The following is a 20,978-nucleotide window of genomic DNA, read 5'->3' as shown; positions in this document are numbered from 1 at the left end:
ACGGCGATGACCCCTGAAGTCGAACGGTTCCTGGAATCGGCCACCCGGCCGCTGGAAGCGCATCCCGCGCTGCGCGACGAGGCGAAGGGGGAGCTGATGGCCCGCGTCAGCCACGGCGCCGTCCCGCTGGAAATGCTGGACCTGTCCGATCCGCTGGCTCGCCTCGAAGCCGCCGGGGCGCGCAGGCGGTGGATCCGCCGGACGGCCTTGCTGGCATCCTTCGCGGCGACCGCCGTGGCGCTGGTGGCGGGCGTCGCGCTGCAGGCCCGCGATGTCTACGTCGCCGGCCAGGCGAACCGGACGTCGAACATGATCCGCTACGGCGGGTACCCCGGCTACAGCCACGGCCGGCCCTTGGATCCTCTCCTGGAATCTCGCCTCCGGCAGCTGGCTCCCGGATTGCCACTGGCGCTCCGGGGAGAAGACGAACCCGCCACCTGGTTGGAGCGGCACCCGGACGACGTGGAGATGCTGCAGGAGCACGTGAGCCGGCAGCTCTTGTCGTCCTCCAACTCGTATCGCAACACCAAGCCGGATCCCCTTGCTCCGGCGGATCAGGCCGCCATCTCGCGGTTGGATGCGGACAATTCCGTCTGGCCCCTGATCGAAATGATCCCGCACCTCGCCCAGGCCACCGGATCCAGCTCCACCCGATTCTACGGGACCACTCCTTCGAGCAAGATCACGGACCCTGACGAGCTGAAAAAGGCCACGGAGCTCTTCTCCAAGGCCGCGGCATGCAGTCGCTATTGTGATCACTCACTTGCCCTGAAACGGCGGATCGTCGCGGCATTTCCCCGAAGCAACACCATCGCCGACGACCTTCTGGTCTCGGGCATGGCCCGACAGGTCTCACCGGTGTTCATGGAGTATTCCAATGATCTCGGCCACCTGATCTACCATGAGAGCCTCCGGCTGACCGATGATCACGACAAGGAAGGACTGATCCGGCTCAAATCCGACTGGGAACAGCTGGCGCGCCTGATCATCGCGGCAGGTGCCCGCGGCGAGGCGGATCTCCTCGACATGATCCAACATCTCGGATCGTGCGCCAATCATCTTGCCGACGCCTTCAGCCGCCTGGGCATGCCCGGGGAAAAGGCCGAAATGGAGACATGGATCACGAGACTCAACGCCACGCGTCCTCCGGGAAACGGGCTCTCCGAGGCGGAGATCGCCGTGGCCGGAGGAGCCCGGCTCGACCGACATCGCGGCGAATTGGCCGGCGTTTCCATGGCCGAGATCATCCCGTCGCTGAAAACCGAGCACGCTTGGTTCGACCATGTCCTTGCCCTGATCCCCGCCTTCATCGCGCTGGTCGCCGCAACCTTGGTTGGATTCGAAGCCTGCCGCCGGTCGAGGATCGTGAAAGGCATGGCCCGCGGCCTGATGCCGCTGTTCCGGTGGTCCGACCACCTGTGGCTCGGCGCGCTTGGCATCGTCCTGCCCTGGCTCTGGTGGTTCGCGGTCACCCGGCTCAGCCCGCTCGGCCTGAGGGACCTGAATTTCGACGACGAATGGACGGCAATCCCGATGATGATCCAGCCCGCCGCCGGATTCCTCCTCGGCCTCACCCTGCTGCTGCAAACCGCGCGCTGGCGCTGGGCTCGGCGCGGTGGTTTCCTCGGGCTGAACCCGCCGCTGGCCTGGTTCGGCTGGCTGGCCGCGGGCCTGGCCGGTGCCGCGCTGCCCGCCGCCGGCACGATCCGCTACCACGGGCTCAACGACGAGCAAAGCGCCTACTTCATGATCGGGGTGAGCGGCATGGCGGGCTGCACCTTGCTGTGGCTGCTGTGGGGAGTGGTGATGAACCTGTTCACGCCCCGGGCCAGCGCCCTGAGGCCGAATCTGGCCATGCGGTCCGCCCTGCCATGGACCCTGGTCGGCCTGCTGACCCTGCTCGCCAGCGCCGGCATCTCCAAGGCGGTCGAGCGGTATTGGTTCGCCCACGACCCTCTCCTGCCGACCTGGACCAGCACGACCCACCAGAACGCCCTCGAGGAAAGGGCGGTGAAGACCCTTGTGTCGGAAATGAAAGGTTTATGATTGGGTCGCCCCCGCCGATGATTCCATCCCCACGCCAAGCCGCCCCATGATGGTTCCCGAATTCTGGGCCGAAGGCCGGGCCCGGCACCGAACTTCCGAGCGGCAGGTTACCGTGAAACGCTTCGGCTGGTCGGACGCGAGCCAGGACGAAGCCCAGGCCATGGCCGAAGAGCGCGCGAACGAAGCGCTGCAGCGCATCCTGGCGGGAGAACCGCTGCCGAAGAACGAACCCAAGATGCCCTACAACGGTGCCGACGGCGTGCCGATCCGGGAAGAAATCCTGGCGCGGCACGGCGACACCATCATCACCCGCAACAGCTACGGGGCTCGCTGCCTGAACACGCCAGATGTGCTGTTCGTGGATGTGGATCTCGCGACCGGCATGTCGATTCGCTATCACCTGTTCAGCTGGTCCCTGATGATCCTGCTCGGCATTGCCTTCGGATGGTTCCACGGTTCGATCACCCGAGGTTTGCAAGCGTTTGGAATCGCATGGATCGCCCGGGCACTCCTCGGGGAGCCCATGGCAAAGCTCCACGCCAGACTCACGGGGAGCCCCCGCGCGCGGATCATGAGGCGAATTGCCGCGTTTTCCGACGGCCATCCGGATTGGCATCTGCATATCTACGAAACCCCCGCCGGTTACCGGATTCTGGCCCTGCATGACGTCTTCGATCCCACGGATGACCGGGTCGCCGACTGCTTCAAAGCCCTCGGAGCGGACCCGACCTATGCCCGGATGTGCCGGAACCAGCGCTGCTTCCGCGCCCGGGTCAGCCCCAAACCCTGGCGGGTCGGATTCGCCCGTCATCTGCGTCCGCGTCCGGGTGTCTGGCCGATCGATCCGGCACGCATCCCCGATCGCGAGGAATGGGTCGCGGAGTACGAAAGGCGCTCGGTGGGCCATGCGGCCTGCCGCTTCATCTCACGGGTTGGGAGTGAGCGTTGCCATCCCGCGGCCGAAGCAGTGCGGACTCTTCACGACGATCTGTCCGGGGCAAACAGCGGCCTCCCGATCGCGTGATCCCATTGCCGCGATCTTCGCCTCATCCGTTCGTGACAGCGGCAGGCATTCGGTGATCCTGCGGGGGTGAAGTTTTTGACCATTTCCGACCTCAAGGAACAGGCTGGCGAGCAGGCGGTCGCGGTGTCGGTCGACTGCGAACTGCAGTCGCGCAGCCAGCGCCAGACCAAGGGCGGCAAACCCTACCTGGTGCTGACCTTCGCGGACGCGACCGGCAGCTTCAACCTGAACGCCTGGTCGGATGCACCGATGTTCGAAGCCGCGTCGGGCATGACCGACGGCACCGTCCTGAGGCTGCACGCCGAGTGGACCCAGAACCAGTATGGCCTCAATGCCGGCAACATCGCCTGGGAGCAGCTGGACGGCGACGCTCTGGAAGATTTTTACGCCGGCGACGCCAAGACCGCCGAGAAACAACGCCGGGACTGGGAGGCCATCCGGACCTTCTGCACCTCATTGAAGGACCCGCGCCTGCACGCGCTGGCGGACCACTTCATCCAGGACCTCGGCGCCAAGTTCCGGCGCGCCGCAGCGGCACGGAAGAACCACCACGCGCGCCGCGGCGGGCTGGTCGAACACGTCGCCCAGATGATGCGGACCGCGGACGTCGTTTGCTCCGCCTATCCCCAGTTGAACCGCGATCTGCTGATCACCGGCGTGCTGTTCCACGACTGCGGCAAGCTTTGGGAAAACCAGTACGCGGAGAAAGGATTCGCGCAGGGCTTCTCGGTCCACGGCGAAATGTTGGGCCACATCCCGCTGGGGATCGAGCTGGTGAACAAGCTGTGGCGCGACGTCGCCGAGGGCCCGGCGGCGAAGGGCTGGCTCACCTTGGAACCGGCCAGCGAAACCGTGCGGCTGCACCTGCTGCACCTGGTTGCCAGCCACCACGGCGAGTATCAATTCGGCTCGCCGACCCTGCCGCGGACGCCGGAAGCCATCGCGCTGCACCACATCGACAACCTCGACGCGAAACTCGAGATGATGAAGGACGCCTACGCCCAAGCCAACCAGCTCGCCGACGGCATCTACGAGAAGCAGTTCCCCCTGCCCGCCAACCTGGTCGAACCGCTGCCGGCGTTCGATGCACCCCCGGCGATCGCAAAATCCTCGGGCACGGGAGAGCTATTCTAACAGAAACCGGCATATCTTTCCCCCGCGGCGAGCCCACGTTCGCACCTCACCATGGACCACGGCCACGGCACTCTGATCCGGCTGACCAAGCTGACCGACACCAGCTGGATCGTCCACTGGTTCACGGCTGCGCACGGGCTGATCAAGACGGTGGCGAAAGGGGCGCGGAACCCGAAGAGCCCGTTCGCCGGCAAGCTGGACCTGTTTTTCGATGCCGAGATCACCTTCGCGCGGTCCCGTAGCGGCGAATTGCACGGCCTGCGCGAGGTCTCGGTCACCAGCACCCGCGAGTCGATCCGATGTGATTACAATGCAATCCTTTTGTCCGGATACTGGTGTCGCCTGCTGGAACTGGCGGTCGAGCTCGACCATCCCGAACCGGAGTTGTGCGATTTGCTGCAACGGGGCCTCGATCACGTCGCCGCCGAGGGCGCTTCGGTCCGCGCCTTGCAATTCTTTGAACAAGAGTTAGCTAGAAATCTTGGCATTGCCCGCGAACGGCGTCACGCGGCGCCCGCGCTGCGGGAAGTGCTCGGCGGATTGCCGCCGCAACGCGCCCAACTGCTGGAAAGGCTGTCGTCTCCGAGGATTTTCCCGATTGCAGAATCTGAAAGCGGTGATTTAAAGTAAATACAAGCCATGGACTCTCCAACCACCACCTTGATCCACATCCTTCGCAATCGCGTCAACGAGCTCGTCGCCAATGGTGATCTCGACGAGGCGGTGCACGCCGCCACGGCTGCCGTTCTCAAGGCGCAGCAGACGTTGACCAGCGACCTCGACAGCATCGACGAGTTCGCCAGCTCGCTCGAGGTGCGCGGCGACGTCTATCGCCAGCTCGGCCGCCTCGAGGAAGCCCGCGACGACTACAAGCAGGCGATCGACCAGCTTGATTCCCGCCCCGACCGCTGCCTTCAGCTCGGCCGCCTGCACGCCGGCTACGGGTCCGTGCACGACCAGCTCGGCAATTCGGAGCGCGCCGCCGAACTGTGGGACCAGGCGATCCACTATTTCGAAACCGCCGAGCCGCCGGCCCGCCTCGACATTGCCGCCATGTCCAACAACCTGGCCTACCTGAAGAAGGCCGCGGGCGACGTCGAGGGTGCCGAAGCCCAGTTCCTCAAGGCACTCGAGATCCTCCATCAGGAGCTCGGCCAGGACCACGAGGAAACCGCAGCGGTCTCCAACAACATCGGCGCGCTCTATCAGTCCGCCGGCTTCTACGAGCAGGCCCGCGAGATGCACATGCTCGCGCTGGACGCCCGCCGCAAGCTCTTCGGCGACACGCATCCGGACTCCGCGCAGTCGCACAACAACCTCGCCCTGGCGATGCTCGCCACGGGCGACAAGGCGTGGGCCCGCCGCCACTTCGAGAAGGCGCTGGTCAGCTTCGAATCGCTTGGCATCGAATACGCCGAGGACATCGAGGCCGTGGCCGACAACTACATCGCCTTCCTCCGCGAGGAAGGGGACGACGCCCGCGCCGACGAAATCGAAGCCCGCGTCCGCGGGGCAGCCCCGGCGGTCTGATCACGACCCGCCGGTCGCAACAGCAGCCCGAGCTGGCATCTTGACCGGGAATTTTTCCCCGGCCAACCAGCGTTCCAGCACCCGCTTGTCGGCCGTCAGTAGTCCTTGCACCCGGTAGTTCGACCGGCGCAGCACCTCGGCTCCCGCGCGGTCTTCATCGACCACGCACCATGGCCGGGAGCCCGAGGAATGGACGAAGCGGAATCCATCCGGTCGCGTCACCAGGAAGGCAACATGGCTGTCCAGGCCGATGATGCGGATGCCCGGTTCGGAACTTTCGATCTCCGCGGCGAAGGTGTCGTAAGGGACGCCGACTCGCAGCACGAGTGACTCCCGCGGCAAAAAGGTCCGCAGGATGTTTTGCGACGGCTGCTGGGCCAGCTTGTAGCGATTCACCTCGAAGCCCGCGTCGCGCAGCACGGTGGCGACGAAGTAGCCGCAGGCGATCTTGCCTCCGCCCGGCCCCTCCGCGGTGCCGTTGAAATCCCAGGGCGTGCCCAGCCAGCAGCGCATCATTTCCGGCATCACCGCTTCCAGGAAGTTGCGCGCTTCGGCCAGCACCCGGTCCTTTTCCGCGGAAGTTCGCGCCGCCGCGTGTTTCGCCGATAGTTCCTTGCGCCAGCGCTGCACTTCCGATTTCAACTTCGCGTAACGCTCAGGATCGGGCGCGGGCGACGACGCCTTGCCCGTCCAAAGCGGCCGCGAGAGCATCCGCCACCGCGCCGCCAAGGGGCCGCGGAAACACCAACCGGTCGCGGCCGCCACGGCCAGAAGGAGGAATGCGGGAAGAAGGAGTCGTTTCACGTGGCGTTCCGCAGTGAACCATCCGCGGGCGCGCCCACGAAGGGCAAATTCCCGCCCAACATCGGGATTGCCTCGCGGGAAGAAAATACCACGCTCCCGTGCGTGGGCGAAAAGCTTCCAGGGGATCAAGCGCGGGCGATGAACTTGTCGCTGGTGGTCGCCGTGGTGCTGCTGATCGTCAAGGTGGTCGCCGCGGCGCTGACCGGCTCGTCGGCGATCTATTCCGATGCCGCGGAATCGGTGACCCACGTCGTCGCCGTGGCCTTCGCCGCCTGGGCCTTGCGGCTTTCCCACAAGCCCTCGGACGACACCCACCACTTCGGCCATGACAAGGTGGCGTTCATTTCGTCCGGCTTCGAAGGAGCGATGATCAGCGCCGCCGCCCTGCTGATCGTCTACCAGGCCGTCCAACAGGTCCTCACCGGCGTCACCATCGCCAGCATGGGGCTGGGCATGATCCTCACCGCCGCGGCCGGGGCCGTGAACCTCGCTCTCGGCCTCACCTTGCTGCAGGTCGGCAAGAAACGCCGCAACCCGATCCTCCGCGCCAACGGCGAGCACGTGCTGGCGGACGTCTGGACCAGCGGTGGCGTGCTGGCCGCACTGGCGCTGGTCCATTTCACCGGTTGGAAGTGGTGGGACCCGATCTTCGCCGTGCTGGCCGGGGCCAAGCTGCTGTGGACCGGCGCGCGGCTGATGCGCGAGAGCTTCGGCGGCCTGATGGACGAGGCCGACCTGACCGTCGAACAGGAACTTCGCGACTGCCTCGACGAGGAATGCGCGCCGCGCGGCCTGACTTACCACAACCTGCGCCACCGGCACTCCGGGCGCTTCCACTGGGTGGAGTTCCACCTGGTCTTCCCCGACGCCTGCGGGCTGAGTGAGGCGCACGAAACCGCGACCCGGCTCGAAGGCAAGGTGGCCGCCCTGTTAGGTCCGGATGCACGGGTGATCTCCCACCTCGAACCGCGTTCGGCGGAGCACCTCGAGGAGCGCTGGGAGGTGAAGTGATCAGGCCGCGGGCGTGAAGCCCATGACGATGTCGAAACGGGCGGCCAGTTCGCCGGTCTTGACCCCGGGCAGCGGCGCGAAGTCCACGATCACCGAGGCGCGCTGTCTCTCGTCGCGGATGCCGCGGATCACGCCATCGCTTTCGTTCTGCTTCTCGCCCTTGATGTAGCACTGGGTCGTCCACTTCTCGCGACCCTTCATCTTCACCGCGAAGTGGATGTGCGGCGTGCGCCCGGGATAGGCGACCGGTTTGATCGTGCGGAAGTAGTACTCGCCGGTCGAGCCGGTCATGAAGCGGCCGAAGCCTTGGAAGTTGGCGTCGCGCTTCGCGGCACCGTTGCTTCCCTTGTGGAGATAGACGCCGTGGTGGTCGACCTGCCAGATCTCGACCAGGGCGTTGCGGATCGGCTCTCCCTTGATGTCGGTGACCCGGCCGCTGAGATGAGTGACCTCACCGAGCGCCGGGGTCAGGCCGTCGTTGAGGATGAGCAGGTCGTTGTCGGTGTCGAGCGGCAGGTCGACGGGATAAAACGGCCCTTCCGTCTGCTTCGGGGTCAGCGTCAACGCTTCGGCAAAGGCCCCCGGCACCCACAGCCCGGCGGCGCCAAGGGCGAAGTTCCGGACAAATCGGCGGCGGGACGAAGGCGGGAGATTCATGGGATCAAGCTGCCTCCGTGAAACCGCGGCGGCGAGCAAAAGTCTCGTTGCCCGGCGGCCGATCGGCGACGCTATTGCCCGCATGGCCGACATCTGGACCCCGCAGAAGCGCTCCGAGGTGATGTCGCGGATCCGCGGCGGCGACACCAAGCCGGAGTTGCTCGTGCGGTCGATGCTGCACCGTCTCGGCTACCGCTTCACCGTCCACGGGCCGCGCAACAAGTCGTTGCCCGGACGCCCCGACCTGGTGCTGCCCCGCTACCAGGTGGTGATCTTCGTCCACGGTTGCTTCTGGCACGGCCATGACAACTGCCCGGACTTCAAGATGCCAAACTCCCGGCGGGACTGGTGGGAGGCCAAGATCGAGGGCAACCGCCGGCGCGACGCCCGGGTGGAGAAGGAACTCTGCGAGCTCGGTTGGCACGTCGTCACGCTGTGGGCCTGCGCGGTGAAGAATCGCTCTGCCCGCGAATGGCTGGAGTCCCGGCTCCCGGCCTTGATCGGCGGAACGCCCGGCCACCTCTCGTCGAAGGTGGCGGAACCCTGACCTCCATCCTGGTCCCGGTCATCACCAGTACCGGCGCGACGCCGGGTCATGCTGGTACTGGCGTCGGAACACGCTGTCGGGTTCCGACTTCATCCTGGCCCGGGCCACCAGACCCATCGCCACGCCGGCGACGAACCCGCCGATGTGCGCCGCATAGGCAACCCCGCCGCCCCCGGTTTCATCGGTCACGGCGATCGAGCCGGCTCCATTGATGAACTGCATCAGGGCCCACATCCCGATCACGAACACCGCGGGCAAGGAGACGATGCGGAAGAAGAACACCGCGTTCACCCGGTTGCGCGGGAACAACACCAGATAGGCTCCGAGCACCCCGGAGATCGCCCCCGACGCGCCGAGATTCGGGATCACCGAGCCCGGATCGGTGGCGATCTGCGCGAAGGTCGCGACGATGCCGCTGACCAGATAGAAGACGAGGAACTTCAGGCCGCCGAAGCGGTGCTCCACGTTGTCGCCGAAGATCCACAGGTAGAGCATGTTGCCGCCGAGGTGGGCCCAGCCGCCGTGCATGAACATCGCGGAGAACACCGTCAGGAAGATCGGCGACGGTCCCGGCGTCTGCGGGATTCCTCGTACTTCCCCGACCAGATCCCGGCCGCTGGTGATTTCCGCCGGAATGACGCTCCAGCCGTAGGTGAAGGCCGGATCCATCAACTGCCACAGGAACAAGGCCACGTTCGCGGCCAGCAAGCTGATGCTCACCCACGCCGGATGCAAGAGGTGGCGGTCGTCGTCGCTGATCGGGAAAATCATGATGTCGGTGTCCCCTCCGGACTCATGGCGTGCCTCTCGTGGTTACGGTGGAGGATTCCCGACGTGCACCCGGAAGAAGCGTGCGTCTGCGAAACTGTCGAATGAGACATCCAAACGCTTGGTCGGCGAATCGGCAACAAATCCTGAATCCGGCACCGTGATCCATGCATCCATGTCCGCGGAAACCGCGACGTGGTAGCGGCCTCCCACGCTCAAGCTTGATAGACACAGGGCCAGCTTCCCGGCACCGACATCGACATCTGCGACGGTGACTTCCGGGATTTCGGGAAGGAGCACCGCAAACGAAAAATCATTGGCATACAACGCAATCGCTGCGTCCGCTTCTTCCGGGACGGTGGGCTCCTCGAGCTGACCCCAGGTGACAACTTTGCCGTGATCGTCCAGAGCACCGAATCCAAAGAGGGTCGCAGCGACCGAAACGATGCCTGAAGCCAAATCCGAGGACACCTCTGACGAATCGCCACCATCGAAGGCTCTCCCCCAGGTCGCAACGGATCCATCGCCTTTCAATGCGGCAAGGGAATAGAGATTACTCACCAGTTCACTGACGCCCGACTCCAAAACACCATTTGGAAAATCTGTCGGAACCGTCGTCAAAACACTGCCACCTGAGGTAAGAACGGACACCAGGAACGACGAATCGAACCTGACAGTCATCGCCTTTTGCACCTCTCCAGTCACCGTCTCGGCAGGAAAAACCGGATCAGTGTAACTACTCACGGGCAGGCGATAGAGCCCGTCCGACTTCATACAAAGTCCAGACCCGGCCGCAGGAAAAAACCGGGAGGCTCCTGAAGCAACATATTGGGTTTGGGAAGAGGCCCAGCGGATGACGGAACCGTCAGTTTTCAGCGCGACAAAGCCGCCGCCGTCGGCATGAACCGACACCACTCCGGATGACAAGTAGCCTGTTGGATCATCCGGATTCCCGCCATAAGCCGCGCTCCCCCAGCAGACCACCGAGCCGTCGAATTTCAATGCAGCAAAGGCCCCGCCGTATCCCACCCGCGCATAGTTGATCACGTGGCGGTCGCTCCGCGTCGCGACCACATCGACCACGCCCGAAGTCAGCTTCGCGGCGACGGCGGACATGTCCCCGCCCGATTCCGGGTGCCCCCAGGCCACGACTGATGTGTCATCCTTGATCGCCGCGAACGCGGCGTAGCCGGCAACAACGCAATCCACACCTTCTTCCAGCTCCGCCGACACCGCCGACCCATCGCCACCCCAGCCAGGCCGCCCCCAGGTCACCACCGATCCATCCTCCTTCAGGGCGGCCATGGCGCCCCGATTGATGATCACATCGACTACCCCGGCGGAGAGCAGCGGCCGGACGGAGGTCGAATCGGACGTCGAGGCCAATCCCCAGGACACCGCGGAACCGTTATCCCGAATGGCGGCGAACCCGTTGTAGCCCGGGATGATCCGCGCGAAGCCGGAGTTGGCACCGTCAAGGATAGCATCTCTGCGACCGTACGTGACGACCGGACCATCAACCGTTGTCGCGAAGAACGTACCGCCCGCCGCCAGGACCGAGGTCGCCCGAATGTCAGAGAAAACCGATGCCTGGTCCTCCGTCGCCGGCCATCCCCAAACCACCAGACTTCCGTCACTCTTGCGGGCAGTGAAAGAAGTCGTGGACGCTGTGATCGACTCGACCCCGGAGTCCAGCGACGGATTCGATGAGGTGTCACCCCCGTATTCCGGGTCGCCCCATGCCACAACCGATCCGTCCTGTTTCAGCGCAGCGAACGCCCTGCCAGTTGATTTTACATCAACCACACCGCCTGACACTCCCCCGGCAACCCCGCTTGAATCCCCGCCGTTCGAAATCAAGCCCCAGCTGATCACCGAGCCGTCTTCCAGCAGCAAGGCATTCGCATTTTCGCTGGCGACAACCTTCACCACGTCGTGAACAGGGCCCGACGGAGCCGCGATTTCCGGGTATCCGAGGAAACGGACGCCGTTGGAGGCGACGACGGAACCGTCCAGCTTCCAGACCACCAACCCGAGCCCGGACAGGGAAAGATCGGCGACACCGATCAGACAACTAACGGGGAAGTCCGAGTTTTTCTCGTAGCCCCAAACGACCACCGAGCCATCGTTCTTCAATGCCGCGAAGCTGCTCCCGTCCGTTTCGATCTTTGCCACTTCCGATGAAAGCTGAGCGGCAACAAGCGCCGGGGGCATGACTTGAGAACCGCCCCACATGGAGACGGAACCGTCGGTTTTCAAGGCCACAAAGCCGCTGGTGCCGGCGCGGATGCTTGTGACTCCTCCAGCCAACGAGGAAGCCACCGCGCTCGAATCGCCTCCAGAATTCGCGTTTCCCCAGGTGACCACGGAGCCGTCCGCCTTCAGGGCCGCAAAGGCGGAGAAAGTCGCCGAAATCTCGACGACACCGCCTTCCAGCTGCGCGGCGACCGCCGATGAATCACCTCCGCCCTCGAAGGTCCCCCAGGTTACAACAGAGCCGTCCGCCTTCAAGGCCGCGAACGAATACGAGTTCGCGCTGATCGACACTACCCCCGACGCCAAATCTCCAATCTTGTCCTCGTAGGGAACTTCCAACCTCCCTCCCCACCCCGTCACCGATCCATCGCTTTTCAGCGCGGCGTATCCTCCCATGGAGGCCATAACCACCTGCTGGACACCTTCGAGATCCGGGGTGTGGTCAAATAGTTCACCTCCTTGCGTTTCAGAGCCCCAGCTGGCGATCCGCGCGGCGTTGCCGATGGAAATCATCGCGATCCACGCCATTGACAGCCACCATGTACCCCCTTTGGCAGGAAGTCCGCGACTGCAAACGAAATGGGCCACGGTAGCTTTTTGACGCGGAAACATTGATAGGGGGGATGGGTCAAGACATCCTCAACTTGGGCAGCCATTCGACCTGCCACAAGGCATTTTCATTTACCACACAAGACAGATAACATTTCTGCGTGGTCGAAATCCGCATCAACCCACCACTACAGGAACAAGGCCACGTTCGCGGCCAGCAAGCCGATGCTCACCCACGCCGGATGCAAGAGGCGGCGGTCGTCGTCGCTGATCGGGAAAAACACGTTGGCACTCTCCTCTTTCAGCCGCTCACACGTCGATGGATTTCCGATGCGGCGGCCCTCGGCCTACGAACAGCCGATTTCCCAATGGGGACTTGCCGCGGCCAAGCACCGACTCCCACCCGAAGTTCATCGCCGAAAACATCGCGGGATCCGGGAACCACAAATCTCTCGATTCCGATATCTGTGATGCCAGAATCGCGCTTGATCCATGAAAACGACAACCCTCGCCACCCTTCTTCTGCTGAGTCCCCTGCGCGGAGACGAAGAACCTTTCACTTCGCTGGCCGAAGATTATGCGGCCAAAGCGCGGACCGTGGAGCAAATGGACCGGATCGTCCTGAAGGACGTGAGGATTCAAAACCAACCGCTCCCGGATGCCGTTGCCCATCTGCGGGCAAAAGGGCCGGATGGTGAAGTGAACCTGGTGGATTTCGAAATTGTGCCCCGCTTCAGCAGCGACGACCCGTTTCGGCCGGGTGATTGGGAGGAGCCCAGTGTGACTTTTGAATCTGCTTCCATTTCCTTCGCGCGAGCCATCGATCAAATGTGCAATACCTCGAAGCTTCGATGGCAGATCAAGATCGACGGAAAAGCGAAACCGCTACTCCGAATCGAGCCGGAGGAAATGGCCATGCTGGATGACGAGGCTGATCTTCCCGTTGCCGAGCCTCCGCTCGACCTGAAGAAACCCGGGCAAAGAGACCTGCTGATTTCCTACTGGTATCTCAACATGCGAAGAGTGGTGGATAGCTTGGAAAGTCACACGGGACACCGATTCAAGCCGGTCGCAAAGTTGGATGCAGGCCCGGTCGAGATTCTCGAAGAGCAAGCCGCCTTCTTGAAGGCGTTCCTCGAGGAAACGGAACGAATTGCGAACGACGGCAGACCGGCGGACGACGGCACCGACCGCTAGGCCACACGACCCGGCGATCAGCACAGCCGCACCATGTCCTTGATGAATTGCCCCCAGAGGAACAGTAGCCCGCGGAACGAATATTCGAAAAAGCCGTCCCCGGTTTCGCGGATGATTCCCGCTTCGAGGTTGTGGCGGATCTGGGTCTTCATCTCGGCCTCGATCGAGTCCTCGATCAGCTCGGGGTCCGGAACGCGCAGGGCATCCGCACGGACGCCCGCCTTGCGCAGGAATTCATGGTGGTCGCGGAGGATCTGGTGAAAGCAGTTGCGCTCGCAGGGGACGTGGTTCCAGCGCATCTGCGGCGGACACTTCAAGGTCGCGGAAAACGGGAAGTTGGTGGTCCGCCACAACCTGCCGGCATCGTCGCGCGAGGTCACCGAGATGAAGGCGAAGGCGACGTCGCCCTGCTCGCAGAGGCAAACCGCGCTCACCGCCCGCTCCTCGGGATGCCAGAAGAGGCGGAAGAACTGCTTCATGCCGCCCCATTCCCAGCCGCAGTCGTCGACATGCTCGAACCCGGCCTCCTCCATCGCCCCGGTCGCCTCGACCGCGTTGGGAAAGAACGCCGGGTCGGGCACCTCGCCGCTGCGCAGGCGGTTCTCCATCGGCAGGCGCATCCGGCGGATCCGGGTCAGCAGCTCGATCCACGGCAGGAAGAACCACAGCGCCACCCCGATCAAGCCGCCCCAGTGGCTTCCCGTGAGGTAGTAGAAGGCCAGGAAGCTCGCGACGAGGAACATCAGCGCCCCGAGTTTCCGCCATACGGCCCTGCGTGCCGATCGCAGGCCGATCGCTAGCACGAAGATTCCGAGGACAATGAGACAGGAGCGCATGGATTTCCGGAAGGGCGGAAACCAAACGCCCCGAGCCCCGGCGTCAAGGAAGACGTTCCAGCGCGGTTGATTGCCGACTCCGACTTGTCCGCGTGATTGCCCGCGCTGTCCAGCGATTCATCCGGCCCCTGCGGGTAAACCTGTAAGCATCGCCATCGTGGAATCACGCACCAGCACCGCCCCGTGACGGATCCGCCATCGCGGCGGGGAATCGGCCTCGCCACGTCCGCCCGTCGCCCTCACACTCCGCGGCGTCATGGCCATCGAGCTCTACGAAGGAATCGCACCGCGGATCGCCAGCTCCGCCTTTGTCGCGGGCAGCGCCGATGTGATCGGCCGCGTCACCCTCGGCGAGGAAAGCAGCGTCTGGTACAACGCCACCGTCCGCGGCGACATCAACGAGATCGTGATCGGCCCGCGCTCGAACGTGCAGGACAATGCCGTGATCCACCTCTCGGACGACCACGGCACCTACCTCGGCGAACTGGTGACCGTCGGCCATTCCGCCATCCTCCATGCCTGCACGGTGAGGGACGAGGTGCTGGTCGGCATGGGCGCCATCGTGCTCGACGGCGCCGAGATCGGCGAGCGCTCGATCATCGGGGCCGGCGCCCTGGTGACCGGGGGCACGGTGATCCCGCCCGGCTCGCTGGTGCTCGGGTCCCCGGCGAAAGTGGTGCGCACCCTGTCCGCCGACGAGCAGGCGAAGGTGAAGACCTGGGCCGAGAAATACGTCGTCCAGTCGCGCAAGTTCCTGGCCCGCTGAGCGGCCGCTCAAAGCAGCTCGAGCTGCTGCTTTTCCTCCGGGTCGCGGAAGCGCACGCCGACGCCCAACAAGCGCACCGGCTTGCCTTCGCCGCGCTGCCAGGCCTCCGCCAGCAAGGTCTCGAAGATGTTGGCATCAAGGACCGCATTCGCCCGTTCCGCCGTGGTGCGGGTGAAATCCGCGAACTTCATCTTCACCACCAGCGAGCGGATCTCGCGGTCGTCGTGGCGGGCGACATCCTCCGCGAGGCCTTCCAACATGGAGTGCATCGGCGGCCGCAGGTCCTCCAGCGTCGTCAGGTTCTCGGTGAATGTGTTTTCACTGCTGACCGACTTGCGGATCCGCTCGGACTCGACCTCGCGGGCGTCGATCCCCCGGCACAATTCCCACAGCTCGAGCCCCCAGCGGCCGAATCGCCGGGCCATCTCGATTTTGTCGAAGCGCTGCAGGTCGCCGCAGGTGCTCACGCCGAGGGCTTCCAGCCGGGCTCGCATCTTCCCGCCGACGCCCCACAGCTTGCCGACCGGCAGGTCTTGCATGAAGGCAGCCACCCCGTCGGGACCGACCTCGTGCTGGCCGTCGGGCTTGTTCCAGTCGCTGGCGATCTTCGCGATCAGCTTGTTAGGGCCGATGCCGGCCGACGCGGTGAGCCCCGTTTCCTCGCGGATCTGGGTGCGGATTTCCCGCGCCACGGCGGCCGCCGAGGTCCGGAGATGCGACAGGTCGAGGTAGGCTTCGTCGAGCGACAGCGGCTCGATCCGTTCCGTGAAGCGCCCGAAGATCGCGCGGATCCTGGCGCTCTCCGAGCGATAGAGGTCGAAGCGCACCGGCACCAGCACCAGCCGGGGGCAAAGTTCGAGCGCCTTGAACACCGGCATCGCCGAGCGGCAGCCGAACTTCCGCGCCTCGTAGTTCGCGGTGGTCAGGACCCCGCGGCGGCTGCTTCCGGCCACGCCGACCGGCTTGCCGCGCAGCGAGGGATCTTCACGCTCCTCGATCGCCGCGTAGAAGCAATCCATGTCGATGTGGACGATCTTGCGCATGCGGCCGCCGCCACGATGCCACGGGCGGCCCCGGGGTCACGCGAGAATCTTCCAGTCGTGGTTCACGCCCTTGGTGAAGGCGTGGACGATCTTGCCGTTCGGATCGACGTGGCGGATCGTCATTTCCCCGCCGCGGACCGAGAGGTGGGTGAAACCGTGGACGTCGAGGACCGTCGAGCCGGCCCTGGCTTCGGCGGAGTCGTAAAGGCGGGCACCGCCGCCGCCGGAGAGCACGAACGAGGTGCGCAGGCCCTCCAGCTCCATGTGCTGGAGATCGTGGTCGTGGCCGCAGAAATAGGCGTGGACGCCGTGCTTCTCGAGCAGGGGGCCGAGGGTTGCGACGAGCTCCGGCGTGTCGCCGTGGTTGGCGTCGGAATAGATCGGGTGATGGCCGGCGACGATCGTGAACGGCGCCCGCTCCGAGGCCAATTCCTTCTCCAGCCACAGCAGCTGGGCCTCGCGCTCGTCCTCCTGCATCCAGCACGGGCGGTTGTCGCCGTGCACGCGGCGGTTGATGGACTCCCAGTTGGTGTCCAGCATCAGCATCGTGAGTTCCGGGAAATCGACGCGGTAGAACTTGGCGGGACAGGTCCAGCGGGTCCGGCGATTCAAGGACTTGGCGTAGCCGAGCTGCACCAGCTCGCCGCCGCGGTTGTCGTGGTAGTCATGGTTGCCGAAAATCGCCCAGCACGGCCCCGGGAAATCCTTGGCCGGATACATCTGCGAATAGCCTTCCATCCAGCGCTTTGAGGTCAGGCCGCCGGGCATGGCGCCGTAGAAATTGTCACCCAGGAACATCACGCCGTCGGGCTTCTTACCGAGGCCGGCGGCATAGCGGGCCATCCCGCGAGCCACCGCCTTCTGGCGTTCGTCACCGGTGCCGAAATCCCCCAGCGCCAGCAGGTCGAGGCTGCCGGCCGCCGGCCGCGACTGGCCGAACAACTCCGGACCGTGCCCCAGCAAGGCGCTCGAGCAAAACAGGGTCTTGAGCGCCCGCCGGCGCGTCATCGGGATTTCCATGGCGGGCAGGAACGTCGCCAGACACCCGGATTTTGCAAGGATCCATGCCTTCGCCGCTTTCATCTTGGATTCCACGGACGACCGGGCGAGAAAGGCCACGTGCCCGATCTTGTCCGCGTCGAACCCATCGCCCTGCTCCCCACTCCCGCCGGCTGCGCCGTGTTCCTGGGCGACGGCAACAAATCGATCGTCTTCTACATCGACCTCGCCATCGGCGCCTCGATCAATTCCGCGCTCGCCGGCGAGACGCCGCCGCGGCCGCTGACCCACGACCTCTACCTGCTCACGCTGCAGGCGTTCGGCGCCCAGGTGAGCCGCGCCGTCATCGTCGCCATGGAGCAGGAAATCTACTACGCCCGCCTCATCCTCGACGCCCAGAACGAGATCATGGAGCGCAAGATCGTCGAACTCGACGCGCGGCCCAGCGACTGCATCGCGGTCGCCGTGCGGGCCGGGGCGCCGCTGTTCGTGGTCCGCGAGCTGTGGGAGTCGCTCGACGACATGAGCTCGGTGCTCCAGGACATGCGCGACAAGGGCATGGACCTCGGCAATGGCTGACAGCGGGGAAAACTCCCCTTGCGCGTTCGGGCTTCACTCCTAATTTTCGGGACCATGCCCACCGCAAGCCTCCCCTCATACCTGGCAGAGGACATCCTGCTGCACCCCGAGAAGCGCGAGTTCCCGCCCTTCGACCTGGTCCGCCTGCTCGGCACCGTGTTCAAGCCGACCCAGGGATGCCGGGTCTGCATCCTCACCGACTTCGACGAGCCGGCGGAACTCATCAAGGATTTCAATTTCCTCCAACAGGAGGGCTTCCCCGTGCAGAAGAAGGCCCACGAGGCCTTCTACCTCGGCCTCCGCAACGGCGGGCTGGAGAAGCTCGGCATGAGCGGCGGCGAGATGCTCGCCTACAAGTGCACCCACGGCTCGAACCTCGATCTCGAGGACGAGGTCTGGGACACCGACGGCCGCCAGCTTTCGCTCGAGGCCGACATTTATCCCCACTACGACCTCATCCTCTGCATTTCCACCTTCTCGGCCACCGCGCCGCTGACCGCGAAGTGCAAGGTCCACGGCTTCCGCGGCGCCACCCTCCACGGCGTCAATGACATCATCCTCGGCTCCGGCCTCGCGGTCGACTACCAGGAAGTCTCCACCGACGCCGAGAAGATGCGCCTCGCGATGACCGGCGCCGACGAGGTCGAGATCGACTTCGAACTTGAGGACGGCCGGGTGATCACCGCCTGGCTCGGCCTCGGCGGACAGGAAGCCCAGAAGTCGCACGGCCTCTGCCAGGGCGAGAAGCCCGACATCGCCAACCTGCCGGCCGGCGAGGTCTACTTCGTCCCGCGCGATGCCCGCGGCCACTTCCCGATGAAATACGAGGACGGCACGCTCGGCGTGCTGACCGTGGAAAACCGCAACATCATCAAGTCCGAGCTGATCGAAGGAAACCAGGCCACCATCGACGCCCACAACGCCCGCCTGCAGGACGACCCGATGACCGGCACCCTCGGTGAACTCGGCTTCGGCACCCAGGTGCTGCCGGTTTCCTACGCCGACATCCAGGACGAGAAGGTCCTCGGCACCTGCCACCTTGCCACCGGCCGCGACGACCATCTCGGCGGCGACATCGTCCCGGACATGTTCAAGAAGCACGAGAACTCGACCCACGACGACATCCTGTTCGCGCCGCACAAGACGCCGAACTTCAACATCCGCCAGGTCCGCATGAAGCGCGGCGACCAGGACGAGATCCTGATCGAGAATTTCCGCCCGGCCCGCTACCTGATGGACGCCCTCGCCACCCAGAACGATGTCTGATCCGGCGACCGGCGCGAAGCGCTACCAGCACGTCGAGTTCAGCGAATTGCCCCCGGTCGAGTGTTGCTGCGGCACCACCCGGCGGGCCTTCGCCGACCTGCCGGATGCCCCGGCATCCGCGCACTACCTTGAGGTCAAGGACGAGCCGACCAGCCACTACCATCTCAAAACCACCGAGATCTACGTGGTGTTGGAAGGCGAGGGATTCCTCGAACTCGATGGCGAACGCGTGCCGGTCAAGCCGCTCAGCACCGTGATGATCCGCCCCGGCTGCCGGCACCGCGCGATCGGCCGCATGAAGATCCTCAACATCCCCGTGCCGAAACATGACGACGCCGACTTCCACTACGACGAAGGGGCGGCGAAACCCGGGGAAACGCCCGTCCATTGAGCGCCAATCCCTACGAGAGCGAGCGCCTGCTCGCCGAATACCTGCTGTTCCACTACGGCACGGCCGACGAGATCCTGCCCGCGACCGCCCCGGCGGGAATGCGCGACGCGCTCGACTTCGCGGTCCGCACGACCCGCCATTTCTCCCCGGGCCGGGCCTCCCGTTCGCTCGACCTCGGCTGCGCGGTCGGCCGCTCGACCTACGAGCTGTCCCGGACTTCGGAGGAGACGATCGGCATCGACTTCTCGCAAAACTTCGTCCGCGCCGCCACGGCGCTGGCCACGGGGCCGCTGCCCTACCAACGGCTCGACGAGGCTCACCGCCGCACCCCGCTGGTCGCCTCGCTGCCGCCGGGACTGCCCGCGGGCCAGGTCCACTTCGAGGCGGGCGACGCCATGGACCTCCGCCCGGATCTCGGCACCTTCGACCGCGTCCACGCCGCCAACCTGCTGTGCCGGCTGACCGAACCGCAGCGCCTCCTCGAGCGCCTGCCCTCGTTGGTCCGGCCCGGCGGCGAGCTGGTCCTGGCCACCCCCTGCACCTGGCTGGGCGAGTTCACCCCGCCGGAGAACTGGCCGGAAGACAGCACCCGGGCTTGGCTGGAAGACGCCTTGGGGCCGGACTTTGTACAGATTTCCTGCACAGAAGAAGCCTTCCTGATTCGCGAAACAGCGAGAAAATTCCAGTGGACGGCATCGCTGCTGACGGCATGGCGCCGAAAGTAGCTTCCGCATTCAAACCCCTGCTCGTCCTCCTCTCCGTCTCCGCGATCGCCCGCGGGGCACCGCCGGTGATCAACGACAGCGCCCTGCTCGCCTCGTTCCAGAAAGGCGTCGGCGCGTTCGCCGGCAAGGACGGGATCCCGTCCGCGGACGACCTCGCCAAGTCCTCGGCGGGCGAGATCGCGCCCGGCGGGAAGCTCGACGTCCCGGCCGCGCGGGCCGCGGGCGACCACTACAACGAACTGAGCAAGTCGGTCTTCCTCGTGGGCTCCGTCTACAAGTGTGAGAAGTGCGATCACTGGCACAGCGGCGGAATCGCGACCGCCTGGTGCCTGTCGGAAGACGGCCTGATGGTGACCAACGCCCACGTCTTCGCCAAGGCCAAGGGCGCCGGCATGGGCATCTGCGACCGCGACGGAAAGTGCTATCCGGTCACGGAAGTCCTAGCGGCGGATCCTCATGCCGACATCGCCTTGTTCCGGGTCGATGGCGAGGGCTTCCAACCGCTCGCGCTCGGTACCGCCGCCGAGGTCGGCACCGACGTCAGCGTGATCAGCAATCCCGACCGCCACTACTTCACCCGCACCTCCGGCGAGGTCTCGCGCTACTGCCAGACGCCCGCCCACGGCGACAAGAAAGCCACCACCTGGATGTCGATCACCGCGGACTACGCGCGCGGCTCGTCCGGCGGCCCGGTCTTCAATCCCGCCGGCGAGGTGGTCGGCATGGTCGCCACCACCCAGACGATCTACTACGGGTCGGACAAGGCCAACGACCAGGGACCGGTGCAGATGGTGGTGAAGAACTGCGTGCCGGTGGACGCGATCCGCCGCCTGCTCGCCCCCGAGTAAGC

Annotated in this window: 21 protein-coding genes; 14 read left to right on the top strand and 7 right to left on the bottom strand. The window is 65.0% G+C overall.

Going from position 1 to position 20,978, the window contains the following annotated elements:
- Nucleotides 1–6: 6 nt before the first annotated feature.
- The 5 genes from IG178_RS08555 to IG178_RS08535 all read left to right on the top strand — a co-directional run bounded on the left by IG178_RS08555 (nucleotide 7) and on the right by IG178_RS08535 (nucleotide 5,734).
- The gene (locus IG178_RS08555; protein ID WP_193212120.1) at nucleotides 7–2,046 is read left to right on the top strand and encodes a hypothetical protein; all 2,040 of its coding nucleotides are present in this window, start codon (nucleotides 7–9) and stop codon (nucleotides 2,044–2,046) included.
- Between the two features lie 46 nt (nucleotides 2,047–2,092).
- Complete coding sequence (locus IG178_RS08550) at nucleotides 2,093–3,070, top strand: hypothetical protein (protein ID WP_193212119.1); 978 nt, start codon at nucleotides 2,093–2,095, stop codon at nucleotides 3,068–3,070.
- 66 nt (nucleotides 3,071–3,136) lie between these two features.
- Nucleotides 3,137–4,204 carry an HD domain-containing protein gene (locus IG178_RS08545; RefSeq protein ID WP_193212118.1) on the top strand — a complete coding sequence of 356 codons (1,068 nt, stop codon included), beginning with the start codon at nucleotides 3,137–3,139 and terminating at the stop codon, nucleotides 4,202–4,204.
- A 51-nt stretch (nucleotides 4,205–4,255) separates the two neighbouring features.
- On the top strand, nucleotides 4,256–4,834 hold the full coding sequence (recO, locus tag IG178_RS08540; RefSeq protein WP_193212117.1) for a DNA repair protein RecO: 579 nt from the start codon (nucleotides 4,256–4,258) through the stop codon (nucleotides 4,832–4,834).
- A gap of 9 nt (nucleotides 4,835–4,843) precedes the next feature.
- Nucleotides 4,844–5,734 (top strand): tetratricopeptide repeat protein, encoded by an 891-nt coding sequence (locus IG178_RS08535; protein ID WP_193212116.1) that lies wholly within the window; start codon nucleotides 4,844–4,846, stop codon nucleotides 5,732–5,734.
- On the opposite strand, the gene IG178_RS08530 is transcribed toward IG178_RS08535, so the two are convergent.
- Entirely contained in the window at nucleotides 5,735–6,538 is an 804-nt protein-coding gene (locus IG178_RS08530) for a hypothetical protein (protein ID WP_193212115.1), read from the bottom strand. It lies immediately after the preceding gene.
- 138 nt (nucleotides 6,539–6,676) lie between these two features.
- On the opposite strand from IG178_RS08530, the gene IG178_RS08525 reads away from it, so the two are divergent.
- Nucleotides 6,677–7,549 carry a cation diffusion facilitator family transporter gene (locus IG178_RS08525; RefSeq protein ID WP_193212114.1) on the top strand — a complete coding sequence of 291 codons (873 nt, stop codon included), beginning with the start codon at nucleotides 6,677–6,679 and terminating at the stop codon, nucleotides 7,547–7,549.
- Here IG178_RS08525 and IG178_RS08520 read toward each other — a convergent pair whose 3' ends face one another.
- The gene (locus tag IG178_RS08520) at nucleotides 7,550–8,206 is read right to left on the bottom strand and encodes a dioxygenase family protein (protein ID WP_193212113.1); all 657 of its coding nucleotides are present in this window, start codon (nucleotides 8,204–8,206) and stop codon (nucleotides 7,550–7,552) included.
- An 82-nt stretch (nucleotides 8,207–8,288) separates the two neighbouring features.
- Here IG178_RS08520 and IG178_RS08515 point away from each other — a divergent pair, with 82 nt between their 5' ends.
- The gene (locus IG178_RS08515) at nucleotides 8,289–8,753 is read left to right on the top strand and encodes a very short patch repair endonuclease (protein WP_193212112.1); all 465 of its coding nucleotides are present in this window, start codon (nucleotides 8,289–8,291) and stop codon (nucleotides 8,751–8,753) included.
- Nucleotides 8,754–8,774: 21 nt separating this feature from the next.
- On the opposite strand, the gene IG178_RS08510 is transcribed toward IG178_RS08515, so the two are convergent.
- Together IG178_RS08510 and IG178_RS08505 are read right to left on the bottom strand one after the other, a co-directional pair.
- The gene (locus IG178_RS08510; protein ID WP_193212111.1) at nucleotides 8,775–9,524 is read right to left on the bottom strand and encodes a rhomboid family intramembrane serine protease; all 750 of its coding nucleotides are present in this window, start codon (nucleotides 9,522–9,524) and stop codon (nucleotides 8,775–8,777) included.
- Between the two features lie 42 nt (nucleotides 9,525–9,566).
- Nucleotides 9,567–12,305 (bottom strand): RCC1 domain-containing protein, encoded by a 2,739-nt coding sequence (locus IG178_RS08505; protein WP_193212110.1) that lies wholly within the window; start codon nucleotides 12,303–12,305, stop codon nucleotides 9,567–9,569.
- Between the two features lie 513 nt (nucleotides 12,306–12,818).
- Here IG178_RS08505 and IG178_RS08500 point away from each other — a divergent pair.
- Nucleotides 12,819–13,523, top strand: coding sequence for a hypothetical protein (locus tag IG178_RS08500; RefSeq protein WP_193212109.1), 705 nt, complete (start codon nucleotides 12,819–12,821; stop codon nucleotides 13,521–13,523).
- 17 nt (nucleotides 13,524–13,540) lie between these two features.
- Here the strand turns inward: IG178_RS08500 and IG178_RS08495 are convergent, their stop codons facing one another.
- Nucleotides 13,541–14,359: a hypothetical protein gene (locus tag IG178_RS08495; protein ID WP_193212108.1), complete on the bottom strand. Its 819-nt coding sequence runs from the start codon at nucleotides 14,357–14,359 to the stop codon at nucleotides 13,541–13,543.
- A 256-nt stretch (nucleotides 14,360–14,615) separates the two neighbouring features.
- Between IG178_RS08495 and IG178_RS08490 the strand changes: the two genes are divergently transcribed.
- Nucleotides 14,616–15,125, top strand: a complete 510-nt coding sequence (locus IG178_RS08490; RefSeq protein WP_193212107.1) for a gamma carbonic anhydrase family protein — start codon at nucleotides 14,616–14,618, stop codon at nucleotides 15,123–15,125.
- Between the two features lie 8 nt (nucleotides 15,126–15,133).
- Here the strand turns inward: IG178_RS08490 and dinB are convergent, their stop codons facing one another.
- Entirely contained in the window at nucleotides 15,134–16,168 is a 1,035-nt protein-coding gene (gene dinB / locus IG178_RS08485; protein WP_193212106.1) for a DNA polymerase IV, read from the bottom strand.
- Between the two features lie 36 nt (nucleotides 16,169–16,204).
- Nucleotides 16,205–17,188, bottom strand: a complete 984-nt coding sequence (locus tag IG178_RS08480) for a metallophosphoesterase (protein ID WP_193212144.1) — start codon at nucleotides 17,186–17,188, stop codon at nucleotides 16,205–16,207.
- A gap of 99 nt (nucleotides 17,189–17,287) precedes the next feature.
- On the opposite strand from IG178_RS08480, the gene IG178_RS08475 reads away from it, so the two are divergent.
- The 5 genes from IG178_RS08475 to IG178_RS08455 are packed head-to-tail and all read left to right on the top strand — an operon-like array spanning nucleotide 17,288 to nucleotide 20,976.
- Nucleotides 17,288–17,746 (top strand): bifunctional nuclease domain-containing protein, encoded by a 459-nt coding sequence (locus IG178_RS08475; protein WP_193212105.1) that lies wholly within the window; start codon nucleotides 17,288–17,290, stop codon nucleotides 17,744–17,746.
- A gap of 54 nt (nucleotides 17,747–17,800) precedes the next feature.
- The gene (locus IG178_RS08470; protein ID WP_193212104.1) at nucleotides 17,801–19,012 is read left to right on the top strand and encodes a M29 family metallopeptidase; all 1,212 of its coding nucleotides are present in this window, start codon (nucleotides 17,801–17,803) and stop codon (nucleotides 19,010–19,012) included.
- Nucleotides 19,005–19,403 carry a cupin domain-containing protein gene (locus IG178_RS08465; RefSeq protein ID WP_193212103.1) on the top strand — a complete coding sequence of 133 codons (399 nt, stop codon included), beginning with the start codon at nucleotides 19,005–19,007 and terminating at the stop codon, nucleotides 19,401–19,403. Before IG178_RS08470 ends, IG178_RS08465 begins: the two co-directional genes overlap by 8 nt.
- Nucleotides 19,400–20,128, top strand: a complete 729-nt coding sequence (locus IG178_RS08460; protein WP_193212102.1) for a methyltransferase domain-containing protein — start codon at nucleotides 19,400–19,402, stop codon at nucleotides 20,126–20,128. Before IG178_RS08465 ends, IG178_RS08460 begins: the two co-directional genes overlap by 4 nt.
- Entirely contained in the window at nucleotides 20,113–20,976 is an 864-nt protein-coding gene (locus IG178_RS08455; RefSeq protein ID WP_193212101.1) for a S1 family peptidase, read from the top strand. The genes IG178_RS08460 and IG178_RS08455 overlap by 16 nt, the downstream gene beginning before the upstream one ends.
- Nucleotides 20,977–20,978 lie beyond the last annotated feature (2 nt).

Origin of the sequence: Neoluteolibacter marinus, from assembly GCF_014904755.1 — a bacterium.
Lineage (GTDB): Bacteria > Verrucomicrobiota > Verrucomicrobiia > Verrucomicrobiales > Akkermansiaceae > Haloferula > Haloferula marina.
Note: the sequence above shows the minus strand (reverse complement) of the source record. Positions and strands in the feature narration are given on the sequence as shown.

Bases quoted from the DNA above. Each gene is read 5' to 3' on its own strand.
- IG178_RS08480 (WP_193212144.1), bottom strand. From the start codon at position 17,188: ATGGAAATCCCGATGACGCGCCGGCGGGCGCTCAAGACCCTGTTTTGC.
- IG178_RS08500 (WP_193212109.1), top strand. From the start codon at position 12,819: ATGAAAACGACAACCCTCGCCACCCTTCTTCTGCTGAGTCCCCTGCGC.
- IG178_RS08455 (WP_193212101.1), top strand. From the start codon at position 20,113: ATGGCGCCGAAAGTAGCTTCCGCATTCAAACCCCTGCTCGTCCTCCTC.
- IG178_RS08535 (WP_193212116.1), top strand. From the start codon at position 4,844: ATGGACTCTCCAACCACCACCTTGATCCACATCCTTCGCAATCGCGTC.
- IG178_RS08555 (WP_193212120.1), top strand. From the start codon at position 7: ATGACCCCTGAAGTCGAACGGTTCCTGGAATCGGCCACCCGGCCGCTG.
- dinB (WP_193212106.1), bottom strand. From the start codon at position 16,168: ATGCGCAAGATCGTCCACATCGACATGGATTGCTTCTACGCGGCGATC.
- IG178_RS08470 (WP_193212104.1), top strand. From the start codon at position 17,801: ATGCCCACCGCAAGCCTCCCCTCATACCTGGCAGAGGACATCCTGCTG.
- IG178_RS08465 (WP_193212103.1), top strand. From the start codon at position 19,005: ATGTCTGATCCGGCGACCGGCGCGAAGCGCTACCAGCACGTCGAGTTC.
- IG178_RS08525 (WP_193212114.1), top strand. From the start codon at position 6,677: ATGAACTTGTCGCTGGTGGTCGCCGTGGTGCTGCTGATCGTCAAGGTG.
- IG178_RS08550 (WP_193212119.1), top strand. From the start codon at position 2,093: ATGATGGTTCCCGAATTCTGGGCCGAAGGCCGGGCCCGGCACCGAACT.
- IG178_RS08515 (WP_193212112.1), top strand. From the start codon at position 8,289: ATGGCCGACATCTGGACCCCGCAGAAGCGCTCCGAGGTGATGTCGCGG.
- recO (WP_193212117.1), top strand. From the start codon at position 4,256: ATGGACCACGGCCACGGCACTCTGATCCGGCTGACCAAGCTGACCGAC.
- IG178_RS08490 (WP_193212107.1), top strand. From the start codon at position 14,616: ATGGCCATCGAGCTCTACGAAGGAATCGCACCGCGGATCGCCAGCTCC.
- IG178_RS08510 (WP_193212111.1), bottom strand. From the start codon at position 9,524: ATGATTTTCCCGATCAGCGACGACGACCGCCACCTCTTGCATCCGGCG.
- IG178_RS08520 (WP_193212113.1), bottom strand. From the start codon at position 8,206: ATGAATCTCCCGCCTTCGTCCCGCCGCCGATTTGTCCGGAACTTCGCC.
- IG178_RS08505 (WP_193212110.1), bottom strand. From the start codon at position 12,305: ATGGCGTGGATCGCGATGATTTCCATCGGCAACGCCGCGCGGATCGCC.
- IG178_RS08495 (WP_193212108.1), bottom strand. From the start codon at position 14,359: ATGCGCTCCTGTCTCATTGTCCTCGGAATCTTCGTGCTAGCGATCGGC.